General features: G+C 59.4%; 20 protein-coding genes and 1 CRISPR repeat array. Of the genes, 12 read left to right on the top strand and 8 right to left on the bottom strand.

Annotated features, from left to right (window positions below):
• Window positions 1-39 precede the first annotated feature (39 nt).
• From B058_RS0111635 to B058_RS0111625, 4 genes are all read right to left on the bottom strand, one after another.
• The gene (locus B058_RS0111635) at window positions 40-630 is read right to left on the bottom strand and encodes a c-type cytochrome (RefSeq protein ID WP_018508666.1); all 591 of its coding nucleotides are present in this window, start codon (window positions 628-630) and stop codon (window positions 40-42) included.
• Window positions 614-2,179 carry a sulfite dehydrogenase gene (gene soxC, locus B058_RS0111630; RefSeq protein ID WP_245539298.1) on the bottom strand — a complete coding sequence of 522 codons (1,566 nt, stop codon included), beginning with the start codon at window positions 2,177-2,179 and terminating at the stop codon, window positions 614-616. The genes B058_RS0111635 and soxC overlap by 17 nt, the downstream gene beginning before the upstream one ends.
• Window positions 2,179-2,316 (bottom strand): hypothetical protein, encoded by a 138-nt coding sequence (locus B058_RS18045; protein ID WP_169335096.1) that lies wholly within the window; start codon window positions 2,314-2,316, stop codon window positions 2,179-2,181. The genes soxC and B058_RS18045 overlap by 1 nt, the downstream gene beginning before the upstream one ends.
• 250 nt (window positions 2,317-2,566) lie before the next feature.
• Complete coding sequence (locus B058_RS0111625; RefSeq protein ID WP_026240866.1) at window positions 2,567-3,724, bottom strand: D-alanyl-D-alanine carboxypeptidase family protein; 1,158 nt, start codon at window positions 3,722-3,724, stop codon at window positions 2,567-2,569.
• Window positions 3,725-3,884: 160 nt separating this feature from the next.
• Here B058_RS0111625 and B058_RS0111620 point away from each other — a divergent pair, with 160 nt between their 5' ends.
• From B058_RS0111620 to ald, 4 genes are all read left to right on the top strand, one after another.
• Complete coding sequence (locus B058_RS0111620; protein ID WP_018508663.1) at window positions 3,885-4,112, top strand: hypothetical protein; 228 nt, start codon at window positions 3,885-3,887, stop codon at window positions 4,110-4,112.
• Window positions 4,097-5,107 (top strand): quinone-dependent dihydroorotate dehydrogenase, encoded by a 1,011-nt coding sequence (locus B058_RS0111615; RefSeq protein WP_018508662.1) that lies wholly within the window; start codon window positions 4,097-4,099, stop codon window positions 5,105-5,107. Before B058_RS0111620 ends, B058_RS0111615 begins: the two co-directional genes overlap by 16 nt.
• Window positions 5,086-6,360: a TIGR03790 family protein gene (locus B058_RS0111610; RefSeq protein WP_018508661.1), complete on the top strand. Its 1,275-nt coding sequence runs from the start codon at window positions 5,086-5,088 to the stop codon at window positions 6,358-6,360. The genes B058_RS0111615 and B058_RS0111610 overlap by 22 nt, the downstream gene beginning before the upstream one ends.
• Before the next feature lie 68 nt (window positions 6,361-6,428).
• Complete coding sequence (gene ald / locus B058_RS0111605; RefSeq protein ID WP_018508660.1) at window positions 6,429-7,511, top strand: alanine dehydrogenase; 1,083 nt, start codon at window positions 6,429-6,431, stop codon at window positions 7,509-7,511.
• Window position 7,512: 1 nt separating this feature from the next.
• Here the strand turns inward: ald and B058_RS0111600 are convergent, their stop codons facing one another.
• The gene (locus B058_RS0111600; RefSeq protein WP_018508659.1) at window positions 7,513-8,235 is read right to left on the bottom strand and encodes a 2,3-bisphosphoglycerate-dependent phosphoglycerate mutase; all 723 of its coding nucleotides are present in this window, start codon (window positions 8,233-8,235) and stop codon (window positions 7,513-7,515) included.
• The gene (locus tag B058_RS0111595) at window positions 8,232-8,885 is read right to left on the bottom strand and encodes a histidine phosphatase family protein (protein ID WP_018508658.1); all 654 of its coding nucleotides are present in this window, start codon (window positions 8,883-8,885) and stop codon (window positions 8,232-8,234) included. Before B058_RS0111595 ends, B058_RS0111600 begins: the two co-directional genes overlap by 4 nt.
• 190 nt (window positions 8,886-9,075) lie before the next feature.
• Between B058_RS0111595 and B058_RS0111590 the strand changes: the two genes are divergently transcribed.
• The 5 genes from B058_RS0111590 to cas7c are packed head-to-tail and all read left to right on the top strand — an operon-like array spanning window position 9,076 to window position 15,999.
• Window positions 9,076-10,083, top strand: coding sequence for a helix-turn-helix transcriptional regulator (locus B058_RS0111590; RefSeq protein ID WP_018508657.1), 1,008 nt, complete (start codon window positions 9,076-9,078; stop codon window positions 10,081-10,083).
• Window positions 10,084-10,112: 29 nt separating this feature from the next.
• Window positions 10,113-12,401 carry a CRISPR-associated helicase Cas3' gene (gene cas3, locus B058_RS0111585; protein WP_211208688.1) on the top strand — a complete coding sequence of 763 codons (2,289 nt, stop codon included), beginning with the start codon at window positions 10,113-10,115 and terminating at the stop codon, window positions 12,399-12,401.
• A 13-nt stretch (window positions 12,402-12,414) separates the two neighbouring features.
• Window positions 12,415-13,113 (top strand): type I-C CRISPR-associated protein Cas5c, encoded by a 699-nt coding sequence (gene cas5c, locus B058_RS0111580; protein ID WP_018508655.1) that lies wholly within the window; start codon window positions 12,415-12,417, stop codon window positions 13,111-13,113.
• Window positions 13,110-14,885 (top strand): type I-C CRISPR-associated protein Cas8c/Csd1, encoded by a 1,776-nt coding sequence (cas8c, locus tag B058_RS0111575; protein ID WP_026240865.1) that lies wholly within the window; start codon window positions 13,110-13,112, stop codon window positions 14,883-14,885. Before cas5c ends, cas8c begins: the two co-directional genes overlap by 4 nt.
• A gap of 16 nt (window positions 14,886-14,901) precedes the next feature.
• Window positions 14,902-15,999, top strand: a complete 1,098-nt coding sequence (gene cas7c, locus B058_RS0111570) for a type I-C CRISPR-associated protein Cas7/Csd2 (RefSeq protein ID WP_018508652.1) — start codon at window positions 14,902-14,904, stop codon at window positions 15,997-15,999.
• 6 nt (window positions 16,000-16,005) lie between these two features.
• Here cas7c and B058_RS18520 read toward each other — a convergent pair whose 3' ends face one another.
• Both B058_RS18520 and B058_RS0111560 read right to left on the bottom strand, forming a co-directional pair.
• A complete protein-coding gene (locus tag B058_RS18520; protein ID WP_425425252.1) occupies window positions 16,006-16,218 on the bottom strand; it encodes a type II toxin-antitoxin system RelE/ParE family toxin in 213 nt (70 codons plus the stop codon).
• Window positions 16,219-16,295: 77 nt separating this feature from the next.
• Complete coding sequence (locus tag B058_RS0111560) at window positions 16,296-16,547, bottom strand: addiction module protein (RefSeq protein WP_018508650.1); 252 nt, start codon at window positions 16,545-16,547, stop codon at window positions 16,296-16,298.
• Window positions 16,548-16,595: 48 nt separating this feature from the next.
• On the opposite strand from B058_RS0111560, the gene cas4 reads away from it, so the two are divergent.
• From cas4 to cas2, 3 genes are read left to right on the top strand one after another with little or no spacing between them, the layout of a single operon-like run.
• The gene (gene cas4, locus B058_RS0111555) at window positions 16,596-17,216 is read left to right on the top strand and encodes a CRISPR-associated protein Cas4 (RefSeq protein WP_018508649.1); all 621 of its coding nucleotides are present in this window, start codon (window positions 16,596-16,598) and stop codon (window positions 17,214-17,216) included.
• A gap of 1 nt (window position 17,217) precedes the next feature.
• Window positions 17,218-18,252, top strand: coding sequence for a type I-C CRISPR-associated endonuclease Cas1c (gene cas1c, locus B058_RS0111550; protein ID WP_018508648.1), 1,035 nt, complete (start codon window positions 17,218-17,220; stop codon window positions 18,250-18,252).
• Between the two features lie 2 nt (window positions 18,253-18,254).
• The gene (gene cas2 / locus B058_RS0111545) at window positions 18,255-18,545 is read left to right on the top strand and encodes a CRISPR-associated endonuclease Cas2 (RefSeq protein WP_018508647.1); all 291 of its coding nucleotides are present in this window, start codon (window positions 18,255-18,257) and stop codon (window positions 18,543-18,545) included.
• Window positions 18,546-18,723: 178 nt separating this feature from the next.
• Window positions 18,724-19,192: a CRISPR direct-repeat array (repeat unit 37 nt; unit sequence GCATCGCCCGGCCTCACGGTCGGGCGTGGATTGAAAC).
• Between the last annotated feature and the right edge of the window lie 58 nt (window positions 19,193-19,250).

Raw genomic sequence — 19,250 nt, 5'->3', positions numbered from 1 at the left:
ATAGGCAGTCAGAAGTAGATAACCCTATTGAGCACTCGACTAGCGCAGACGAGGATGCTTATCTGCCGGTTTGAAGTGATCTGGCCGGTGATCGGGAATAAACCCGTTGCGATTCGGCATGGCGACTTTTGACAGACTTGTCGCAGTGATTGGCTCATCGCCGTTAAGAATATTGGCTTCAGACAGGATATACCCGGTTACCGAATAGACCTCGTCATTCGTCAATGACCCTGGCATATAGAACGGCATGGCACGCTTGATGTAGTCAAACAATGTCGTTGCATAGGGCCAATAGCTTTCAACCGTCTTGACCGGCGCTTTCTTGGGATCATTGTTCACCAGCGTTCCCCTTCCGCCGATCAGGCGGTCCCCTATGCCGCCCTCCAGTTTTTGTCCATGGCAGGATGCACACTTTTCGTCGTAAACCTGTTTGCCCCTTGAAATCGTGCCGCTGCCTGCCGGCAGATCCCGTCCATCCGGCAAAGAAGACACGAAATCCTGCAGGTCATTTGCAGATGCCGGCTCTCCAAAGCCATACCGCGTCGGGTCTGCGCTCACGGCATACGTATTCAATGCGAATAAAGCGCCGCACGCCGTTACCTGTAAAAAGAGTTTAGTAGTAGTGGACATTGCTTACTCTCCCCTCGGTATCAACTTTCCAGCTTTGGATTGCATTGAGATGGTAGATGGAACCAATGGGCCCATTCAAACCCCGAACCTCAATAAGTTGCCCCAGCGTAGGTTGGACATACCCTGTTTCATCCACGCAACGGCTTTGCAAAATCGCTTCTTTGCCGTCCCATACCCAGGGAAAACGAAAGCGTGTCTGACAAATAGGCAGGATCGGGCCCTGCAGACCTGCAGACCTCCATGTTCTCCCCCCATCCGTCGATACATCGACACGTTTTATGCGTCCGCGCCCGGACCACGCCAAGCCGGTGATTTCATAAAAACCGGGGCCTGAGAGCGTCATTTCTCCGGATGGCCGCGTAATGACCGACTTGGCATCCATGATCAAGGAAAATTGCACCGCCTTGCCATTGGGAAGCAGATCGGTATATTTCGAGGTTTCTTCGCGCGTCATGAACGGCTTGTCAGATAACTCGATTCGGCGAACCCACTTGATATGCGTATTCCCCTCGTATCCTGGCGCGATCAGGCGCAACGGGTAGCCTTGTTCCGGACGAATTGCTTCCCCGTTCTGTCCATAGGCAAGGAAACAATCTTTCATTGCCTTATCGATTGGGATGCTTCGCGTCATGACCGAAGAGTCGCCCCCCTCTACGAGCAACCACTTGGCACCCGATTTGACACCCACTTCGTTTAGGATTGTCGACAGGGGAACCCCTGTCCATTCGGAAGTTGAGACGAGGCCGTGCGTACCTTGTACGGTTTTCAACGTAGGCTTCGACCACTCCGTGAGGCCATTGCCCGAGCATTCAATGAAAAGAATTCGGGATATCGACGGAAAGCGCTTCACGTCCGACATCGAGAATTTCTTTGGCTGCTTCACCATACCGTGCACGAACAACCTATGCGTGGCCGGATCAATTGTGGCGATGCCCCCATGATCCCGTTCGAAATGCAGCCCTGACGGCGTAATAATGCCTACCCCATGCTCCAGTGGTGTCATCGACCAGGAGGAGAGAGGGGTCTTGGTACCAAAGCGCCAACGAACCTCGGTTTCGAACTGGGAGCGCGTCCCGTAGCCCCCGTCTTCGCCAATGGCGACACCTGGAATTTTCGTGGCGTCTTCCGGGACCGACCGCCATACCGCACCCGGGGGGGCTTTGCCGTCCGGGGATGGGGCCGTTTGCGCGATGGCTCTTCCGGCCACGCTCGAACTGGCGAGCACCGCAACGGAAGCCAGGAAATGTCGTCGATTGTGTGGTCGCTGAAGAGGATCAACGCCTTTTGCAGGCTCACCTTTTACAGGCTGTGCCGGCTCAATAGGATGCTGACTAAAATATACCGAATTGGCGTTTGTTCTGGCTTTGGCGAGAAATGCTTCTTCGGCCTCAACCAAAGACGCTATTTTCAATGTGTTCTTGGCGTCGCTATTTGGATCAAGAATGGACATCTTCATTCCTCCACTTTTACTGATTAGGCCGTTGAATTCGACAGTTTCTTTCTTCTCTTCCTTGCACTGAAGTTGCAAAATCGAACGTTGCAGTGACACTATCTCCCTTCTGCAATTCCCGGGGCGTGATCCAGCATGACTGCCCCTGGCATTGAACGATTTGAAACAAAGTGTTTCAATTCCGGGGCGTTGAGCATCATGATTTTGATGCTGGATTTAAACCAAGCAACTTTCACGCCAATCTCTCCATCTGAATGCTTGCCGCAGTGTTCCCAGGCATTTTCGAGCCAGTTACGATCCAGTTGCGATACTGTTTTTCGAGCTCTGGCTGCAACAGCCCATTTGCGTAGCCGTACCGACGCTTAAGTTGCAGGACATCTCGATGCCGTCGGAGACGCAGTCGATACCCGGCAACAATCACCCAACGCCGGCGACAAAAAAGCGACCGCTCTTTCGAGGGTCGCTTTTTTAGTCTGCACTTGAACGTCAGCCGAACAAGCCCTTGAAGAACAGCCGGATGCTGTCCCATATGCGGCGGAAGAAGCCGCCTTCATCCACGTTCTCCAGCGCGACCACGTCGGCCTGCTTGACCACCTTGTCATCCTGGCGGATTTCGACCTTGCCAATGACGGCGCCCTGTTTCACCGGGGCGATCAGGGTCGGGTTCAACACGAGTTGCGTGGTGAGCTTGGCGGCTTCGCCGCGGGCCACGGTGGCGGCCAGATCTTCGCTTGCGCCTGCCTTGACGGTGCGTGCGCTCCCTTTCCAGACGGGCACTGCAGCCAGTACGTCACCCTTCTTGTTGAACACCTTGGTCTCGAAGAAGCGGAAGCCGTAGCCCAGCAGCTTGGCGGTTTCGGTGGCGCGCGCGGCCTCGCTGTCGGTACCGAACACAACGGCAATCAGGCGTTCGCCGCTCTTCTGGGCCGACGCCACCATGCAATAGCCGGCCTCCTCGGTGTGGCCGGTTTTCAGGCCGTCGACGCCGTCGTCACGCCACAGCAGAAGGTTGCGGTTGGGCTGCCTGATCCCGTTCCAGGTGAAGTCCTTCTGCGCATAGAGCGCATAGTGTGCAGGATCTGCATAGATGATGGCGCGCGCCAGCGTGGCCATGTCGCGGGCGCTCGAATAATGGCCGGGATTGGGCAGGCCGGTGGCATCCATGAAGTGGGTGTTGCGCATCCCCAGCCGCGTGGCCTCGCCGTTCATCAGGGCGGCAAAGGCATCTTCGTCGCCGGCGATGTGTTCGGCCAGCGCCACGCTGGCATCGTTGCCCGACTGGATGATGATGCCGTGGAAAAGGTCGTTCACCGAGACCTTGTTGCCCACTTTGACGAACATCTTCGAGCCGCCCGTGCGCCAGGCCTTCTCGCTGATGGTGACCATGTCGTTTTCATGCAGCCGGCCGCGCTTGATTTCCAGCGTGGCGATGTAGGCGGTCATCAGTTTGGTCAGGCTGGCGGGCGGCAGGCGCAGGTCACCCTCGTGGTTGACCAGGACGTTGCCGCTGGCTGCGTCCATCAGCACCCAGGATTTGGCCGCCAACTCCGGTGGCGGCGGGATAAGGGGAGCGCTCCAGGCAGCCGGGGCGATCAGTACGCTGAAAATCAATACGAGTCTTTGCAGAAAGAACGGGGTAGTCATGGATTCGTCGATGAGTGAGAAAACAACAAGGTTGGCATTGGACCAGACAGACACGTGCAAGCACGCGTAAGTTTCAGGATAACATCGCCCGCCCGCTCTGCGTCAGCCTGCCGGCACGGCCCTGTTAAACTTGCGCCATGTCGAGACTGCATTGAATCCGATGGCTGCACCTGGATCCCGCCATCTCACCCGCCAAATCGTGATCGCGATGCTTGCGAGCATCGTGCTGGGTGTCGTTCTCAATCGACTGGGTGCGGCACCCTGGCTGCAAGCGGTACGAGTCGACGGCCTGTTATACATGGTCGGCTCGGTCTTCGTGATAGCGGTGAAAATGATGACGGCCACCCACCCTTCCATTCCGCTTCCTGAACCATGCTTTATCCGCTGATCCGGCCTGCCCTCTTCTCGCTCGACCCTGAAGACGCGCACGGCTTCACCCTCGCCAGCCTCGACGTCGCGCACGCACTGGGCCTGCTGAAGCTGCTGCCGCGCGCCGCGGGAACGCCCGTGCACGTGATGGGCATCGACTTCCCCAATGCCGTGGGCCTCGCCGCCGGGCTCGACAAGGACGGCGCGCACATCGGCGCGCTGGCCGACCTGGGCTTCGGCTTCATCGAGATCGGCACGGTGACACCACGCCCACAACCGGGCAACCCCACGCCGCGCATGTTCCGCCTGCCCGCAGCCAACGCCATCATCAACCGCATGGGCTTCAACAATCTCGGGGTCGACAATCTGGTGCGCAATGTCCAGTCGAGCGACTTCAAGGGTGTACTCGGGATCAACATCGGCAAGAACAAGGACACGCCGAACGAGCATGCGGTCGACGATTATCTGGACTGCCTCGACAAGGTCTACGCCCACGCACGCTACGTGACGGTGAACATCTCGTCGCCCAACACGCAGAACCTGCGCGAACTGCAAAAAGACGAAGCGCTCGACGCGCTGTTGTCGGCGATCAAATTGCGCCAGTCCGAACTGGCGCAGCGGTACGGCAAATATGTCCCCATCGCACTGAAGATCGCACCCGACCTCGACGATGCACAGATCGCCGCGATCGCCGCGCTGCTGATGATGCACCGCATCGACGCGGTGATCGCCACCAACACAACGATTGCGCGCGACGCCGTCGCCGGCCTGCCCAATGCGGAGGAAGCCGGCGGCCTCTCTGGCGTCCCAGTGCGCGCGGCGTCCACACGGGTAGTGCGCGAACTGGCACGCCACCTGAAAAACGAGGTGCCGATCATCGGCGTCGGCGGCATTCTCTCGGGCGACGATGCACGCGAAAAAATCGACGCGGGCGCGTCGCTGGTGCAGCTGTATTCCGGCCTGATCTACCGCGGGCCGGCACTGGTGCGCGAATGCGTGCAACGGCTCGCCTGAACCCGTTGCAGTGGTTGCGGGGTGTCGTCGCGGCGCTGCTGCTGCAGACCGGCGCACACGCCGCGCCGACGGAGCCGGTCCTGACCCATTTTCCGCAACCCGCCCTCGGTGCTGACCAACTGGGTGTGATCGTCAACGACGACGATCCCGACAGCGTGGCGATCGCCGCGTACTACCGGGAAAAGCGCAGCATCCCCACGGCCAACCTGATCCATGTGCGCTTCAAGCCCGGGCGCAGCACGCTCGCACGCGAAGAATTCGTCAATCTCAAACGTCTCGTCGACCGCAAGACGCCGCAGAATGTGCAGGCCTATGCGCTGACCTGGGCGCGGCCGTACCGGGTGGACTGCATGTCGATCACGTCCGCCTTCACCTTCGGCTTCGATCCCGCCTATTGCGCCACTAGCTGCAAACCGACGCAACCGAGCCCGTATTTCAACAGCAGCGTGACACGGCCCTATGCCGTCTATCGCATCCGTCCGACCATGAGCCTGGCCGCCGCCAGCGTGGCAGAAGCCAGAAAGCTGATCGACCGCGGCGTGGCGTCCGACGGCAGCAACCCGGCCGGCACCGCCTACCTCGTCAGCACAACGGATAAAAACCGCAACGTACGTGCCGCCGGGTACGCATCCGTGCGCACGCTGATGCAGTCCGTCATGCCGACCGAAATCGTCGAGGCCAACGCCCTCGAAAACAAGCCCGACGTGATGTTCTACTTCACCGGACTGGCCCAGGTACCGGCCATCGACAGCAACCGTTTTCTGCCCGGCGCCATCGCGGACCACCTCACCTCAGCCGGCGGCGAACTGTTCGGCGGCAGCCAGATGAGCAGCCTGCGCTGGCTGGAGGCCGGCGCCACCGGTAGCTACGGCGCGGTGATCGAACCCTGCAACTTCCCCGCCAAGTTCCCGGTTCCCGGCATTGTCATGGCGCACTACCTGCAAGGCGAAACGCTGATCGAGGCCTACTGGAAAAGCGTGCAGATGCCGGGGCAGGGCGTTTTCATCGGCGAACCGCTGGCGCGCCCATTTGCCGGCATTGCCCACGACGCCCGCGGCGGCCGCCTGACCTTGTCGGCGCGCCTGCTCACGCCCGGACTCTATGAGGTGCAGGCCGCGCCGTCGATGATCGGTCCCTACCGCGACGTCGGCCGCATGGCCATCGCCTGGGGAACGCACCAGATCAGGCTCGAGCATGTTCCGCCTGCGTACTACCGCTTCGAACGCCGCGCCGATTCCCCGCCAGCGCAATAAAGCCGGTACTTCTGGCGTGTTGCAGCTTTGGCTATGCTGCAGAATATCCATCCCGCACGAGGCTCACCATGCACATCGGCATTCCCAAGGAAATCAAGAATCACGAATACCGGGTGGCGCTCACGCCCGAGGGTGCACGGGTACTGGCCCAGGCCGGGCACAGGGTGAGCGTCGAGACTCGTGCCGGCGCCACCGTGGGATTCGACGACGACGCCTACCGTGCCGCCGGGGCGTTTGTCGTTGCCACCGCTGCCGAGATCTATGCCGCCGACCTGGTGGTGAAGGTAAAGGAACCGCAAACGGACGAAGTGGCGCTGTTGCGCAGCGGCCAACTGCTGTTCTGCTACCTGCACCTGGCGGCCGCGCCGGAACTGGCGCGCGAACTGATGGCACGCGGGGTGACGGCAATTGCCTATGAAACCGTGAGCAACCTGGCCGGCGGCTTGCCGCTCCTGCAACCGATGTCGGACATTGCCGGACGGCTTGCGCCGCAGATGGGTGCGCTGGGCCTGCACACCTCCCACGGCGGCAATGGCAAGCTGATCAGCGGCATGCCCGGGGTGCCGCCCGCCCATGTGGTCATCATCGGCGCCGGGGCGGTCGGCATGAGCGCCGCACGCATGGCAGTAGGGCTGGGCACACGCGTCACGCTGATCGACCGCCAAGCCGACAAGCTTGCGTACGCCGAAACACTGTTCGGTGCGCGGGTGGCCTCGCGCTTCTCCTCACCCGAGGCGATTGCGACGTTTCTTGCGGAGGCCGACATCGTCATCGGTGCCGCCCAGATCCCGGGACGCCATGCGCCGCGCCTGATCAGCCGAGAACTATTGAGGCTGATGTCGCCCGGGTCCGTACTGGTGGATGTCGCCATCGACCAGGGCGGCATTGCCGAGACCTCGCGCCCCACCACCCACAGCGCACCGTTCTTCGTGGCCGAAGGCGTTGTCCATTATTGCGTCACCAACATGCCCGGCGCCGTGGCACGCACCGCCACCGACGCGCTCACCCATGCCACCCTGCCCTATGTCCAGGTACTGGCCGCGCGAGGCCTCGTCGCACTGGATACGGATACCGGACTGAAAGCGGGACTGCAGGTGCATGCCGGAACGATCACCCACGCCGGCCTCGCACAGGATCTGGGACTCAATTGAATCAGGTCGGGACGGACGCGGGCACGTCCAGCCACGCGTGCCCTGCCGCGCGCAGATCGGGCGTGAGGCGATAGATCAGCGGTACCCCGGAAGGAATCTCCACCCGCTCCATCGCCTCGGCGGAGAGCCCGTCCAGATACATCACCAGTCCACGCAGCGTATTGCCGTGACTCACGACTAGCAGCTGCCGTCCGGCGCGCAAGCGCGGCACCAGTACATCGTTCCAGTACGGCAGCATGCGCTGCTGGCAGTCGCGCAGGCTTTCGCTGGCGGGCAGATCGTCCGGGTTCATTCCGTCATACAGCGGATCGAAACGCGGGTGGCGCGGGTCGTTGCGATCCAGCGACGGTGGCGGCTCGACGTATCCGCGCCACCATCGACGCGAAGCGGCTTCGCCCCAAGTCGCGAAAATCTCCTTCTTGTTCAGCCCCTGCAATGCGCCATAGTGACGCTCGTTCAGGCGCCAGGTCGTGAACAGTGGCACCCCGGGCGACCCCATCGCAGACAGTAGAGTCTCGGCCGTCTGACGGGAGCGCTGCAGCACCGAACCATGCACCTCGTCGAAGGCGTAGCCCGCCTGTGCCAGCCGCCGCCCCGCCGCGGCTGCCTCGGCCAAGCCGGTTTCGGTCAGGGGGATGTCGGTCCAGCCGGTGAAACGATCGGAGAGATTCCATTCGCTGTGGCCATGGCGAAACAGCACCACCCATTGTGCCGGCGCGTTCATTCAGGCGGTTCCGTCAGCACGTCGTGCAGGTGGCGGCGGTCGCCCCAGGCATCCAGATGCCAACCCTGGCCGTCGAAGTGGAACCAGTTGAGGGCGCAATTGGGAATCACGAAATCGCGCGGCGTATCCAGCGGGCGGCCGGTGGCGCGGCGGTAGATCACATCGAGCACGCCGCTATGGCTGACCGCCGCGATCGTCTGGCCACCGTGATGCCGCACCAGCCAGTCGATCGCCTCGCTCACTCGCCCGGCAAAGCCGCGCAGCGACTCGCCCGTCCCGAAATCGTAGTCGAGATCGCGCGCCACATAGAGCGCATACGCTTGCGGATAACGTTCGGCGCCCTCCGCCGCCGTGAGCCCCTGAAACAGCCCGAAATGCCGTTCGCGCAGTTGCGGCAGGCATTTCACCTCCAGATCCTCGCGCTGGGCCAGTACCCGTGCCGTTTCCAGCGCCCGCGTCAGATCGCTGCTGTAGATCGCATTGAAGCGGTGATGCGCCGCATTGAATGCCATCGCCAACGCCTGGGCGCGTCCCGTCTCGTTGAGCGGAATATCGGTGTGACCCTGGATGCGCTTCTCCACATTCCATCCGGTTTCGCCATGGCGGATGACGCAGAGGCGGGTACGGACCGGTTTGGCAGCGTGGTGCATGGAGAGCAGATAGGTTTAGCGGAACCAAGTTTCAATCTGGCATAAAACCCGAACGGCGCCAGCAGGATGATGCTACCTGTAACAGCACGACACTTGCGGCACCCCGTACATTGCACGACACTAACGCTACATAACAAAAACCTGCAACACCGGACACGCGGAGAAAAAACCAACAAGCGAACCGGCACGATTGAGCAAACTCGACGAAATCTATCGCCTGCACCGCCTGCTGGATGGGCGACGCACCGGCATATCGCGCGCCGTACTCATCGGCGAGCATGGTTTCGCCCGTTCTACCCTAGCCCGCCTGATCGCCGACCTGCGCGACAAGCTCGGCGCGCCGCTCGTCCATGACCCGGACCGTGGCGGCTACCGTTACGACACCGCCGACGGCCGCCACCTCATGCCCGGCCTGTGGTTCACCGCCGACGAACTGCTCGCCCTCGTCACCCTGAAACACCTGCTCGCCAACCTCGAGCCCGGCCTGCTCGACGACCATCTGCGGCCGCTGCAAAGCCGCATCGATTCCCTGCTGTCCGGCCAGCATCTGGGCGCAGGCGAGGCCTTGCAACGCATCCGTCTGCTCAGCATGGCCGCCCGGCGCAAGAACCCGCACCATTTTCAGACCATCGCCGGCGCCGTGCTGCAGCGCCAGCGGCTCCGGATCGACTACTACGCGCGCGATCGCGACGCCACCAGCAGCCGCGAAATCTCGCCGCAGCGCCTCGCCCACTACCGCGACAACTGGTACCTCGACGCCTGGTGCCACGAGAAAAAAGGCCTGCGCATCTTCGCCGTCGAATGCATCCGCGCAGTCGATCCGCTAACCAAACCCGCCAAGACCATCGCCGAATCCACCCTGAACCGCGAACTCGCCAGCAGCTACGGCATCTTTGCCGGCACGCCCCGCGCCACCGCCGTGCTCGTGTTCACCGTCCAGCGCGCCCGCTGGGTCGCCGAAGAAACCTGGCATCCGCAACAGCAGGGCCGCTGGATGGATGACGGGCGCTTTGAATTGCGTATCCCGTATTCGGATGACCGTGAGCTACTAATGGATATCCTGAAGTACGGGCCGGATGTGGAAGTCGTGGCACCGGAAAGTCTGCGCGAGGCCGTCAAAAAACTGCTGGAGTCGGCTGCGGGCCAGTATTGGCAAAGAGAAGCGCCGGGCTCAGATTTTGAGCCTGATGACGCGTAGGATTTAAACCATTCACTGTAAATATGAAAATGGACGAGTCCCAACAACCGATTGCGCATGCTGCCCGGAATCCCGATGGAAGCTGGCGCGCCCCTCATAATCTAGCCGACCACTTAGCTGGGGTCGCTGCACTGTCCACCTGCCACGCACGAAAATTCGGCGCCGAGGACTGGGGGCATCTTGCTGGCTTATGGCATGACTTGGGCAAATACCGCCCAGCATTCCAAGACTACATTCGCACTAAAAGTGGCTTCGATAAAGAAAATGCACATATAGAAGGCACTGGCCGGGTGGATCACTCCACGGCCGGAGCCGTTCATGCTGTGGATGAGTTGGGCGAGGGTGCAGGCCGACTACTGGCCTACCTTATCGCCGGCCACCACGCCGGACTTCCGGACTGGAATGGAGACAACGCCAGCCTATTCCAACGGTTAGAAGATGCACGCAAGAAAAACTTTCTAAAGGAGGCCTTGGATCAACAACCATCCGAGGCCATCCTGCGCGGCCAGCCCCCTGGTAGCCGCCCCAAGGGTGGCGCGGCTGATCTGCATCTGTGGCTGCGTATGTTGTTCTCCAGCTTGGTGGATGCAGACTTCCTCGACACCGAGAACTATATGGACTCGGACAAAGCGAACACACGCACTACCTATCCGATCATCGACAATCTACTCACACGTTTCACCGACCACATGGGGCAACTCGCCTCTAAGGCTATACCAAGTGCTGTTAATAAAATTCGGGCAAATGTCCTGCACCAATGCATCGAACGGGCGGTTGAGGAACGGGGTAATGGCCTTTACTCCCTCACCGTTCCAACAGGTGGTGGCAAAACTCTATCGGCTCTCGCCTTCGCTCTGCATCACGCGAAAGAGCATAAAAAACGGCGAGTGATTTACGCCATACCATATCTGTCCATCATCGAACAAACAGCGGACATATTCCGTGGCATCTTCGGCGAGGATGTGGTTGAGCATCACAGCAACCTCGACCCGGACAAGGAATCTCCTCGTAGCCGGCTAGCATCGGAAAACTGGGATGCTCCACTCATCGTCACAACTAACGTGCAGTTGTTCGAATCCCTGTTCGCGGCACGAACATCCCGCTGCCGCAAGCTGCACAATCTAGTGGACTCGGTGATCATTCTGGACGAGGCACAACTTCTGCCACCCGAGTTTCTGGAGCCGTGCCTCGCCGCGATCCGTTCCCTAAGCAAACATTACGGTGTCACCTTCGTGCTTTGCACTGCGACACAGCCAGCTTTCCAGCCGCGGGAGATAAACGGCAAGCCATTCCCTGGCTTGCCTGATGTACGCGAGTTGATGCGGGGTGGCCCCCTCGTACACGACCCCAACGAACTTTATCAAGGCCTAGATCGGGTCGAAATACATTGGTCGAATACGAGTGTCTCGGCAACCTGGGACGAACTTGTCGAGCGAGTTACCCACCACGATCAAACGCTAGTCATCGTTAACCGCAAAACAGACGCCAGAGAAGTGGCCAAACGGCTACCGAACGCACTCTACCTCTCTACCGACCTGTGCGGAGCACATCGCGCCGAGCGAATTGAGGAAATCCGCATCCGGCTGGAAGCCAACCGGGAGCGAGCAAAAGAAGGGCTGCCAGTCTGCCCGCTCCATGTCGTCAGCACCCAACTCATCGAAGCTGGTGTGGATGTTGATTTCCCGGTTGTGTTCCGAGCGCTGGCGGGATTGGATTCCATTGCGCAGGCGGCGGGCCGCTGCAACCGTGAAGGACGGCTCATGTGTGGTGAGGATGAGGCGAAAGGCGAGGTTCACATCTTCATGCCACCCGAACCAGCCCCTTCTGGATTGCTACTCAAAGGAGAGCAGGCCACCCGAGCATTATTGGCGCTCGACACCAACCCGACGCTAGCACCACACCTATTTGAACGCTATTTCAAGCTCTGGTTTGCCGCGATCAACAGCATGGACAAGGAAGGCATCGTAGGCTTGCTTTCCCCCGGAAACGGCCTAGAAATCAGTTTCCGCACCGCTTCCGAAAAGTTCCAACTCATCCCTGACGATGGCGTACCGGTCATCGCGCGCTGGGGCGAAGCAGAAAACTGGCTAACCAAACTAAAAGCGGATAAACCCGACCGCTGGATCATGCGCAAATTACAACGCTACAGTGTCAACGTGCGCAGGAATTGCCTCGACAGACTTATTGCCCAGCATGACGTTGAAGAAGTTCTGCCAGGCTTTTACGCCCAATCCAACGACCTGCTCTACGATGAGACCTTTGGTTTTCTAGGATGCGCGGACAATATCGCACCCGCACCCGGAAACTATGTCTTTTGACGGAAAGATGACGATGCCCAAAACACTCTGTCTCAAAGTCTGGGGCGATTTCGCCTGCTTCACCCGGCCGGAGATGAAGGTCGAACGCGTCTCCTATGACGTGATTACCCATTCTGCCGCCCGCGCCGTGTTCGAGGCCATCCTGTGGAAGCCAGAAATCCGCTGGACAGTTACCAAAATTGAAGTTCTCAAACCTATCAAGTGGATTTCGGTACGCCGTAACGAGATCGCCAAGGTGGCCTCGGCGGACCATGGACAAGGCGGCCGGGGGCTCTACATTGAGGAATATCGCCAGCAACGCGCCGGCTTGTTCCTGCGCGATGTAGCCTATCGTTTGCACGCCCGATTTGAACTCGTGGATGGTTCCAAGCATATCCACCACTATCCGGAATTGCGAAGCCGATTCCCGCCGGAGACGGAGGAAAGCCAGCCAGAACATCCGGCCAAATATCTCTCTATGTTCCAGCGCCGTGCCAAGAAAGGCCAATGCTTCTGGCAACCCTATCTCGGGTGCCGAGAATTTTCTGCGCACTTCGAACTGGTAGACGATGCCATCGCTGCCTCACTGGCCGAACCGCCCATTTCGGACAGCCCCAGTCTGGGCTGGATGCTCCACGACATTGACTTCGCCGATGCCATGAAACCCGGCTTCTTTCGGGCGGAGATGAAGAGCGGAGTAATCAACTTGGAAGACGCGGAGGTGCGGCGATGATTCTTCAATCGCTACATGAATACTACCAACGCAAGCGGGACAGTCTTCCCGGCGATGGCATCGAAAGGAAAGGACTCCCGTTTCTATTTGTATTAAAACCAGATGGGGAATTTCTTCACATCGAAGACACCCGGCAAGGAGATGGCAAACGTAAACGCGGAAATACTTTTCTCGTACCCCAAGGGGTAAAGAAATCCCACAACGTGGAAGCCAATTTACTTTGGGGGAACGTCGAATATGTCCTGGGACAGCCCGACCCCAAAAAGCTCGAAGATCAACGAAAGAAAGGTAAAGAAAAGCACTATCGGGAACGCCTCGGTAACATGCACTCCGCTTTCAGAACAAAAATCGATCAGTTGCCAAGTGCAGCACGATCCACACCAGAGATCGCCGCCGCGCTGGCGTTTCTAGCCAGTGGTCACTTCACACCTGTCCTGGCCGATCCTCTTTGGTCACAGGTTTGTTCAACGGGCGCTAATGTCAGCTTCAAGCTGGCTGGAGAAGAAAACCCTGTGTGCAGCGCTGCGGGTATTCTGGCTTCAGTCGGGAATCCGAGTAAAGGCAAGGCTGCGCTAGGAATCTGTTTGATCACTGGCAATTCCGATGTCGTCGAACGCCTGCATCCCCCCATCAGGGGAGTATGGGATGCGCAAACCAGTGGTGCCAATATTGTTTCATTTAACCTCCCGGCTTTTAATTCATTCGGCCGCGAACAAGGCTCAAACGCCCCCATTGGCAAGCACGCCGCCTTCGCCTATACCACGGCGCTCAACCACCTGCTGGTCTCCGACCAGCGCATCCAGGTCGGCGATGCCTCCACGGTATTTTGGGCGGCTTCGGACAGCCGGATGGAGTCACTTCTCTCGCAGTTCTTCGACGAGCCTCCCCAGGACAACCCGGACCAGGGGACGAACGCCATCAAAGAACTGCTTGAAGCGCCTTTAGCCGGAACGCCAGCGATTTACGATGACGGCACACGCTTCTACGTTCTGGGCCTTGCTCCTAACGCCGCCCGCATCGCTATCCGCTTCTGGCACGTCGCTACAGTAGGTGAACTGGCCGAGCACATTCGCCAGCACTTCGAGGATTTGGAAATTGTCCGGCCTCAGTATGTGGAACGCCCTTTCCTGTCCATCAAGGCTCTACTTATCGCCGTCAGCCCCTTGGGGGATATCGACAAGCTACCACCCAAGTTGGCTGGCGACTTTATGAAGGCCATCCTGGATGGCGCGTCTTATCCGCAAACCCTATTGCAGGCGGCACTTCGCCGCATTCATGCCGAACAGGCGAAAAAGGACGAGAAAGGTAGACCGAAAGAACATGTTACCTACGCCCGTGCCTCGCTTATCAAGGCGTGGCTTAATCGTTTAACCCACAACACTGGACAGAATGAGGAGATCACCGTGTCACTGGACGAGAACAACATCAACATTGGTTACCGGCTGGGGCGCTTGTTCGCCGTTCTGGAAAAAGTGCAGGCAGACGCCAACCCCGGCCTCAACACCACCATCCGGGACAGCTATTTCGGCTCCGCTTCCAGCACGCCATCGGCGGTCTTTCCTACCCTCATGCGGCGCAACCAGCACCACATGACCAAGCTGCGGAAGGAGAAGCCCGGGCTTTACATCACACGGGACAAGCTGATTCAAACCATCTGCAACGACGGCATCGACGGCCAATTGGGATTCACCCCGATTTTGTCTTTGGCGGATCAAGGCCGGTTCGTCATTGGCTACTACCAGCAGCGCCAAGACCTATTCACCAAATCCTAAGCAAAGGGAACGAGCAATGAGCATTCAGAACCGATACGACTTTGTCCTGCTGTTCGACGTGAAGGACGGCAATCCGAATGGCGACCCGGACGCTGGCAATCTGCCGCGCCTGGATACCGAGACTGGGCAAGGCTTGATCACTGATGTGTCTATCAAGCGGAAGATCAGGAATTTTGTCAGCATTACCAAGTGCAAGGACGGCAGTTATGACGCCGGTTACGACATCTACGTCAAAGAGAAAGCAGTGTTGGGGCGCGCCCACTTCGCCGCATTTGAAAAGCTTGGCATCAGCTTGGGGCAAGATGCCACCGAACTGATTCCCAATGACTTAGCCGAACAGTTTGAAGCACTGATCCTCCCGGAGGGCATGGAAATCGACACCGACGAAGAGGAGCGCTCCATCCTCAAACTGTCGGGAGCCACATTAGACAAAAAAGAAGCCCTGAAATGGCTAAAAGACACCAATCCCGCCAAGCCATTGAAGGACTTCATCAGCAAAGTGCTCAAGAATGTCACGGCGCGCAAACCGAAACAGGAAGAGTCGGAGAAAGGGCGCGTCCAAATGTGCCAAGATTTCTACGACATCCGCACCTTCGGCGCAGTCCTGTCGCTAAAGACCGCGCCGAACTGCGGCCAGGTGCGTGGCCCTGTACAAATCACCTTCGCTCGTTCCATCGACCCCATCGTCACCCTAGAGCATTCCATTACCCGTTGCGCGGTAGCTACCGAGGCTGAAGCAGAAAAACAGGGTGGCGACAATCGCACCATGGGCCGCAAATTTACCGTGCCCTATGGCCTATATCGCGCCCACGGCTTCATCTCCTCCCATTTGGCTGGCCAGACGAAGTTTGATGAGAACGACTTGAACCTGCTCTGGGATGCACTAGTAAACATGTTCGAGCACGATCATTCCGCCACGCGGGGCGAGATGGCAACGCGCAGGCTTTATGTGTTCAAACACGACAGCCATCTTGGCAATGCACCGGCACACACACTATTCGATCTGGTCAAAGCGAAGTCGAAAGTCACGACACCACGCGGCTTCGCTGACTACGAGGTGACGATAGACGAAGCCGCCATGCCTGCGGGTGTGTCACTGCTACGCAAAGTTTGAGCGCCACTACCGCCGCCCCGCCCAATACCCCGGGCGGCGGCTATGGTGGGCCACCGCGACGATAGTGATGGCAGCAGGGTTGACGCGATAAATCAGACTGTAAGGGTAATCGTGCAAGTTGAAGCGCCGGCAGGCATGTTTGATCCCAACGCCCAGTTCCGGGTATTCGAGCAAACGCCCTGCGGCTTGCATGGTGGCGTTATGGAAATCCTGCGCAATATTGAGGCCGCCTTCGTCACGGTAATATCTGATGGCTTCGCGAAGCTCGATACGAGCTTGCTGCTACCATAGAAGTCTCAATTGCTCGCCTTCTTCAACATTTCATCAATTTCCGCCACGACTTGCTCATGCGGAATCAACACGGCAGTACCCGCATCGATTTCCGCCACGCGCCGGGCGATCTCCTCGTCCCAGGCCTTGGCGACGGCTTCGGGCGTATCTTCTGTCGGCCCTTCCAGGCTGACGATCAGTCGGTGGATGAGTTCGCCGCGCTCTTGTGGAGAAAGCTGCAAGGCCTGGTTTTCAAGCTCTTTCAAAATCGCTGCCATGACCAACTCCTTTAAATATGGCCTGGATGAAATGGTAGCACTCACGGCATGACCGAGACAGACCCGATTCCCCTCTCCGCGCTCCAGCACTGGGCCTATTGCCCGCGACAGTGCGGATTGATTCATCTGGAGCAGGCGTTCGCCGACAATATTCACACGGCGCGTGGACAGGCGGTGCACCATCTGGTCGATACGCCCGGCTACGAAACCAAGGCAGGCGTGCGTATTGAACGAGCGCTTCCGTTGTGGAGCGACCGCCTCAATCTCATCGGAAAAGCCGATCTGGTCGAGTTCCATCCCGACGGCACGGTGTTCCCCGTGGAGTTCAAGCATGGTGCCAAGCGGCAAAAGCTGCACGATGACCTGCAGCTCGCTGCGCAGGCGATGTGTCTCGAAGACATGCTCGGCCGGCTGGTGCACAAGGGCGCGATCTTCCACGCCAGCAGCCACCGGAGGCGCGAAGTGACGATCACGCCTGCCTTGCGGCAATTGGTGATCGAAACCGCCGAAGCGATCCGCGCCATGCTCGTTGCGGGCAGGCTGCCGCCACCTGTGAACGACTCACGCTGCAAGGAATGTTCTCTGAAGGACATCTGCCAGCCCGAAGCCGTTGCCGACCACACCCGGCAAAGCATGCTGAAACGCAATCTCTTCAACCCCGAGGAATAAATTGCATACCATCCAGAACACGCTGTACGTCATGACGCCCCAGGCCTACGCCCACCTGGAAAATTCAACAGTGCGCATCGACGTCGAACGCGAAAAGAAACTCCAGGTGCCGCTGCACCATGTCGGCGGCCTGGTCTGCTTTGGCAACGTCATGGTCTCGCCTGCGCTCATGCACCGTTTGGCCGACGAGGGCAAATCGCTGGTCCTTCTGGACGATTCGGGCCGCTTCAAGGCCAGGCTCGAAGGCCCGGTTTCCGGCAATATCCTGCTGCGCCAGACCCAGCACCGCACTGCGGGCGACGCTGCAGTCATGCTCGAACTCGCTCGCGCTTGCGTGGCCGGCAAGCTTAAGAACAGCCGCAGCGTATTGCTGCGCGGTGCGCGCGAAGCAGAAGACGAATCCGAGGCCGCTCGACTTTCCCGCACCGCCGACAATCTGGCCGCTTCGCTGCGTGCCGCAGCCATTGCCTGCACGCTGGACGAACTGCGCGGTGTTGAAGGCGAAGCTGCGCGCGGCTATTTCGACGCGCTCAATCTCGTGGTCAAGCCTGCGTACCGCGTCGTCTTCCAGCTCAACGGGCGCACCCGCCGTCCGCCGCTCGACCGTTTCAACGCACTGATCTCGTTTCTCTACGCCATGCTTATGAACGACTGTCGTTCGGCCCTCGAAGCCTGCGGCCTCGACCCGCAGCTCGGCTTTTTGCATGCCGTGCGCCCCGGCCGGGCCGCCCTTGCACTGGATTTGCAGGAAGAGTTCCGTGCCATCCTGTGCGACCGACTGGCACTCACCCTCATCAACCGGGGACAAATCGGAGAAAACGATTTCGACCTGCGCGAGGGTGGCGCAGTCATGCTCAACGATCGGGGCCGCCGTACTGTCGTAACCGCCTGGCAGGATCGCAAACAAGAAGAGATCACGCACCCCCTCACCGAATCCAGACTGCCGTTTGCTCTGCTGCCCTTCATCCAGGCCCGTTTCATGGCGCGCGCCCTGCGCGGAGAAATGGAAAGCTACCTGCCCTTTCTGGCCAAATAACCATGCTCATCATCGTCACCTACGACGTATCCACGGAAACCGCCGCCGGGCGAAAACGCTTGCGCCGCATCGCCAAGGCTTGCGAACGTGTCGGCCAGCGTGTCCAAAAATCTGTCTTCGAATGCACCATCAACGAAATGCAATTCGAGCAATTCGAACGCGAACTTCTTGCCGAGATCGACCTGAACCAGGACAGCCTGCGCTTTTATCGCATCACCGAGCCGGTCGAACTTCGCATCAAGCAGCACGGCTGCTTCCGCTCGGTGGATTTCGCAGGTCCCCTCCTCATATGACGCGCGAACCTCAATCGATGGCGCAAACCCCAATGTTTCGCGCGTGCGATAACTCCTTGTTCTTTAACAATCTGGAACCCACCCCTACCGTGGCGGCACCGTATCGAATTGCCTCGTGTCGTAGGTTCGCGCAAACTGATCTCGCTTTGCCGCGCAAACAACACGTTGCCACAGTAGGGCATCGCCCGGCCTCACGGTCGGGCGTGGATTGAAACATACAGAATATTGATTGACCCAGCGTCAAATGCGGGCATCGCCCGGCCTCACGGTCGGGCGTGGATTGAAACCCCTGCTGGCGCGTGGCCATTGCCAGCCCAGCCCGGGCATCGCCCGGCCTCACGGTCGGGCGTGGATTGAAACCAGCTTGGGAAGCGGAGAATGATCGAGCGTAAGGCATCGCCCGGCCTCACGGTCGGGCGTGGATTGAAACAAGAAATGAGCGCGCCGATAGATAGAACGGCGGCCGCATCGCCCGGCCTCACGGTCGGGCGTGGATTGAAACGTCCTTTTTTAAAGTTTATCGCCATGGGTTTACGGCGCATCGCCCGGCCTCACGGTCGGGCGTGGATTGAAACAAACGGCTGCATCCTCGTCGGCCGCGCGCACGCCGGCATCGCCCGGCCTCACGGTCGGGCGTGGATTGAAACAGGCATGGCGCAATGGCATGGATTTTCAGGCGGCGCATCGCCCGGCCTCACGGTCGGG

This window comes from Thiobacillus thioparus DSM 505 (assembly GCF_000373385.1).
Classification (GTDB): Bacteria; Pseudomonadota; Gammaproteobacteria; order Burkholderiales; family Thiobacillaceae; genus Thiobacillus; species Thiobacillus thioparus.
The sequence above is the reverse complement of the archived record's forward strand: the minus strand, read 5'-3'. Positions and strand labels throughout refer to the sequence as shown.

What these genes read in the sequence shown, in the direction of transcription:
- B058_RS0111635 (WP_018508666.1), bottom strand. Translation starts at nt 630, where the DNA reads ATGTCCACTACTACTAAACTCTTTTTACAGGTAACGGCGTGCGGCGCT.
- B058_RS0111625 (WP_026240866.1), bottom strand. Translation starts at nt 3,724, where the DNA reads ATGACTACCCCGTTCTTTCTGCAAAGACTCGTATTGATTTTCAGCGTA.
- B058_RS0111620 (WP_018508663.1), top strand. Translation starts at nt 3,885, where the DNA reads ATGGCTGCACCTGGATCCCGCCATCTCACCCGCCAAATCGTGATCGCG.
- B058_RS0111615 (WP_018508662.1), top strand. Translation starts at nt 4,097, where the DNA reads ATGCTTTATCCGCTGATCCGGCCTGCCCTCTTCTCGCTCGACCCTGAA.
- B058_RS0111610 (WP_018508661.1), top strand. Translation starts at nt 5,086, where the DNA reads ATGCGTGCAACGGCTCGCCTGAACCCGTTGCAGTGGTTGCGGGGTGTC.
- ald (WP_018508660.1), top strand. Translation starts at nt 6,429, where the DNA reads ATGCACATCGGCATTCCCAAGGAAATCAAGAATCACGAATACCGGGTG.
- B058_RS0111600 (WP_018508659.1), bottom strand. Translation starts at nt 8,235, where the DNA reads ATGAACGCGCCGGCACAATGGGTGGTGCTGTTTCGCCATGGCCACAGC.
- B058_RS0111595 (WP_018508658.1), bottom strand. Translation starts at nt 8,885, where the DNA reads ATGCACCACGCTGCCAAACCGGTCCGTACCCGCCTCTGCGTCATCCGC.
- cas3 (WP_211208688.1), top strand. Translation starts at nt 10,113, where the DNA reads ATGGACGAGTCCCAACAACCGATTGCGCATGCTGCCCGGAATCCCGAT.
- cas5c (WP_018508655.1), top strand. Translation starts at nt 12,415, where the DNA reads ATGCCCAAAACACTCTGTCTCAAAGTCTGGGGCGATTTCGCCTGCTTC.
- cas8c (WP_026240865.1), top strand. Translation starts at nt 13,110, where the DNA reads ATGATTCTTCAATCGCTACATGAATACTACCAACGCAAGCGGGACAGT.
- cas7c (WP_018508652.1), top strand. Translation starts at nt 14,902, where the DNA reads ATGAGCATTCAGAACCGATACGACTTTGTCCTGCTGTTCGACGTGAAG.
- B058_RS0111560 (WP_018508650.1), bottom strand. Translation starts at nt 16,547, where the DNA reads ATGGCAGCGATTTTGAAAGAGCTTGAAAACCAGGCCTTGCAGCTTTCT.
- cas4 (WP_018508649.1), top strand. Translation starts at nt 16,596, where the DNA reads ATGACCGAGACAGACCCGATTCCCCTCTCCGCGCTCCAGCACTGGGCC.
- cas2 (WP_018508647.1), top strand. Translation starts at nt 18,255, where the DNA reads ATGCTCATCATCGTCACCTACGACGTATCCACGGAAACCGCCGCCGGG.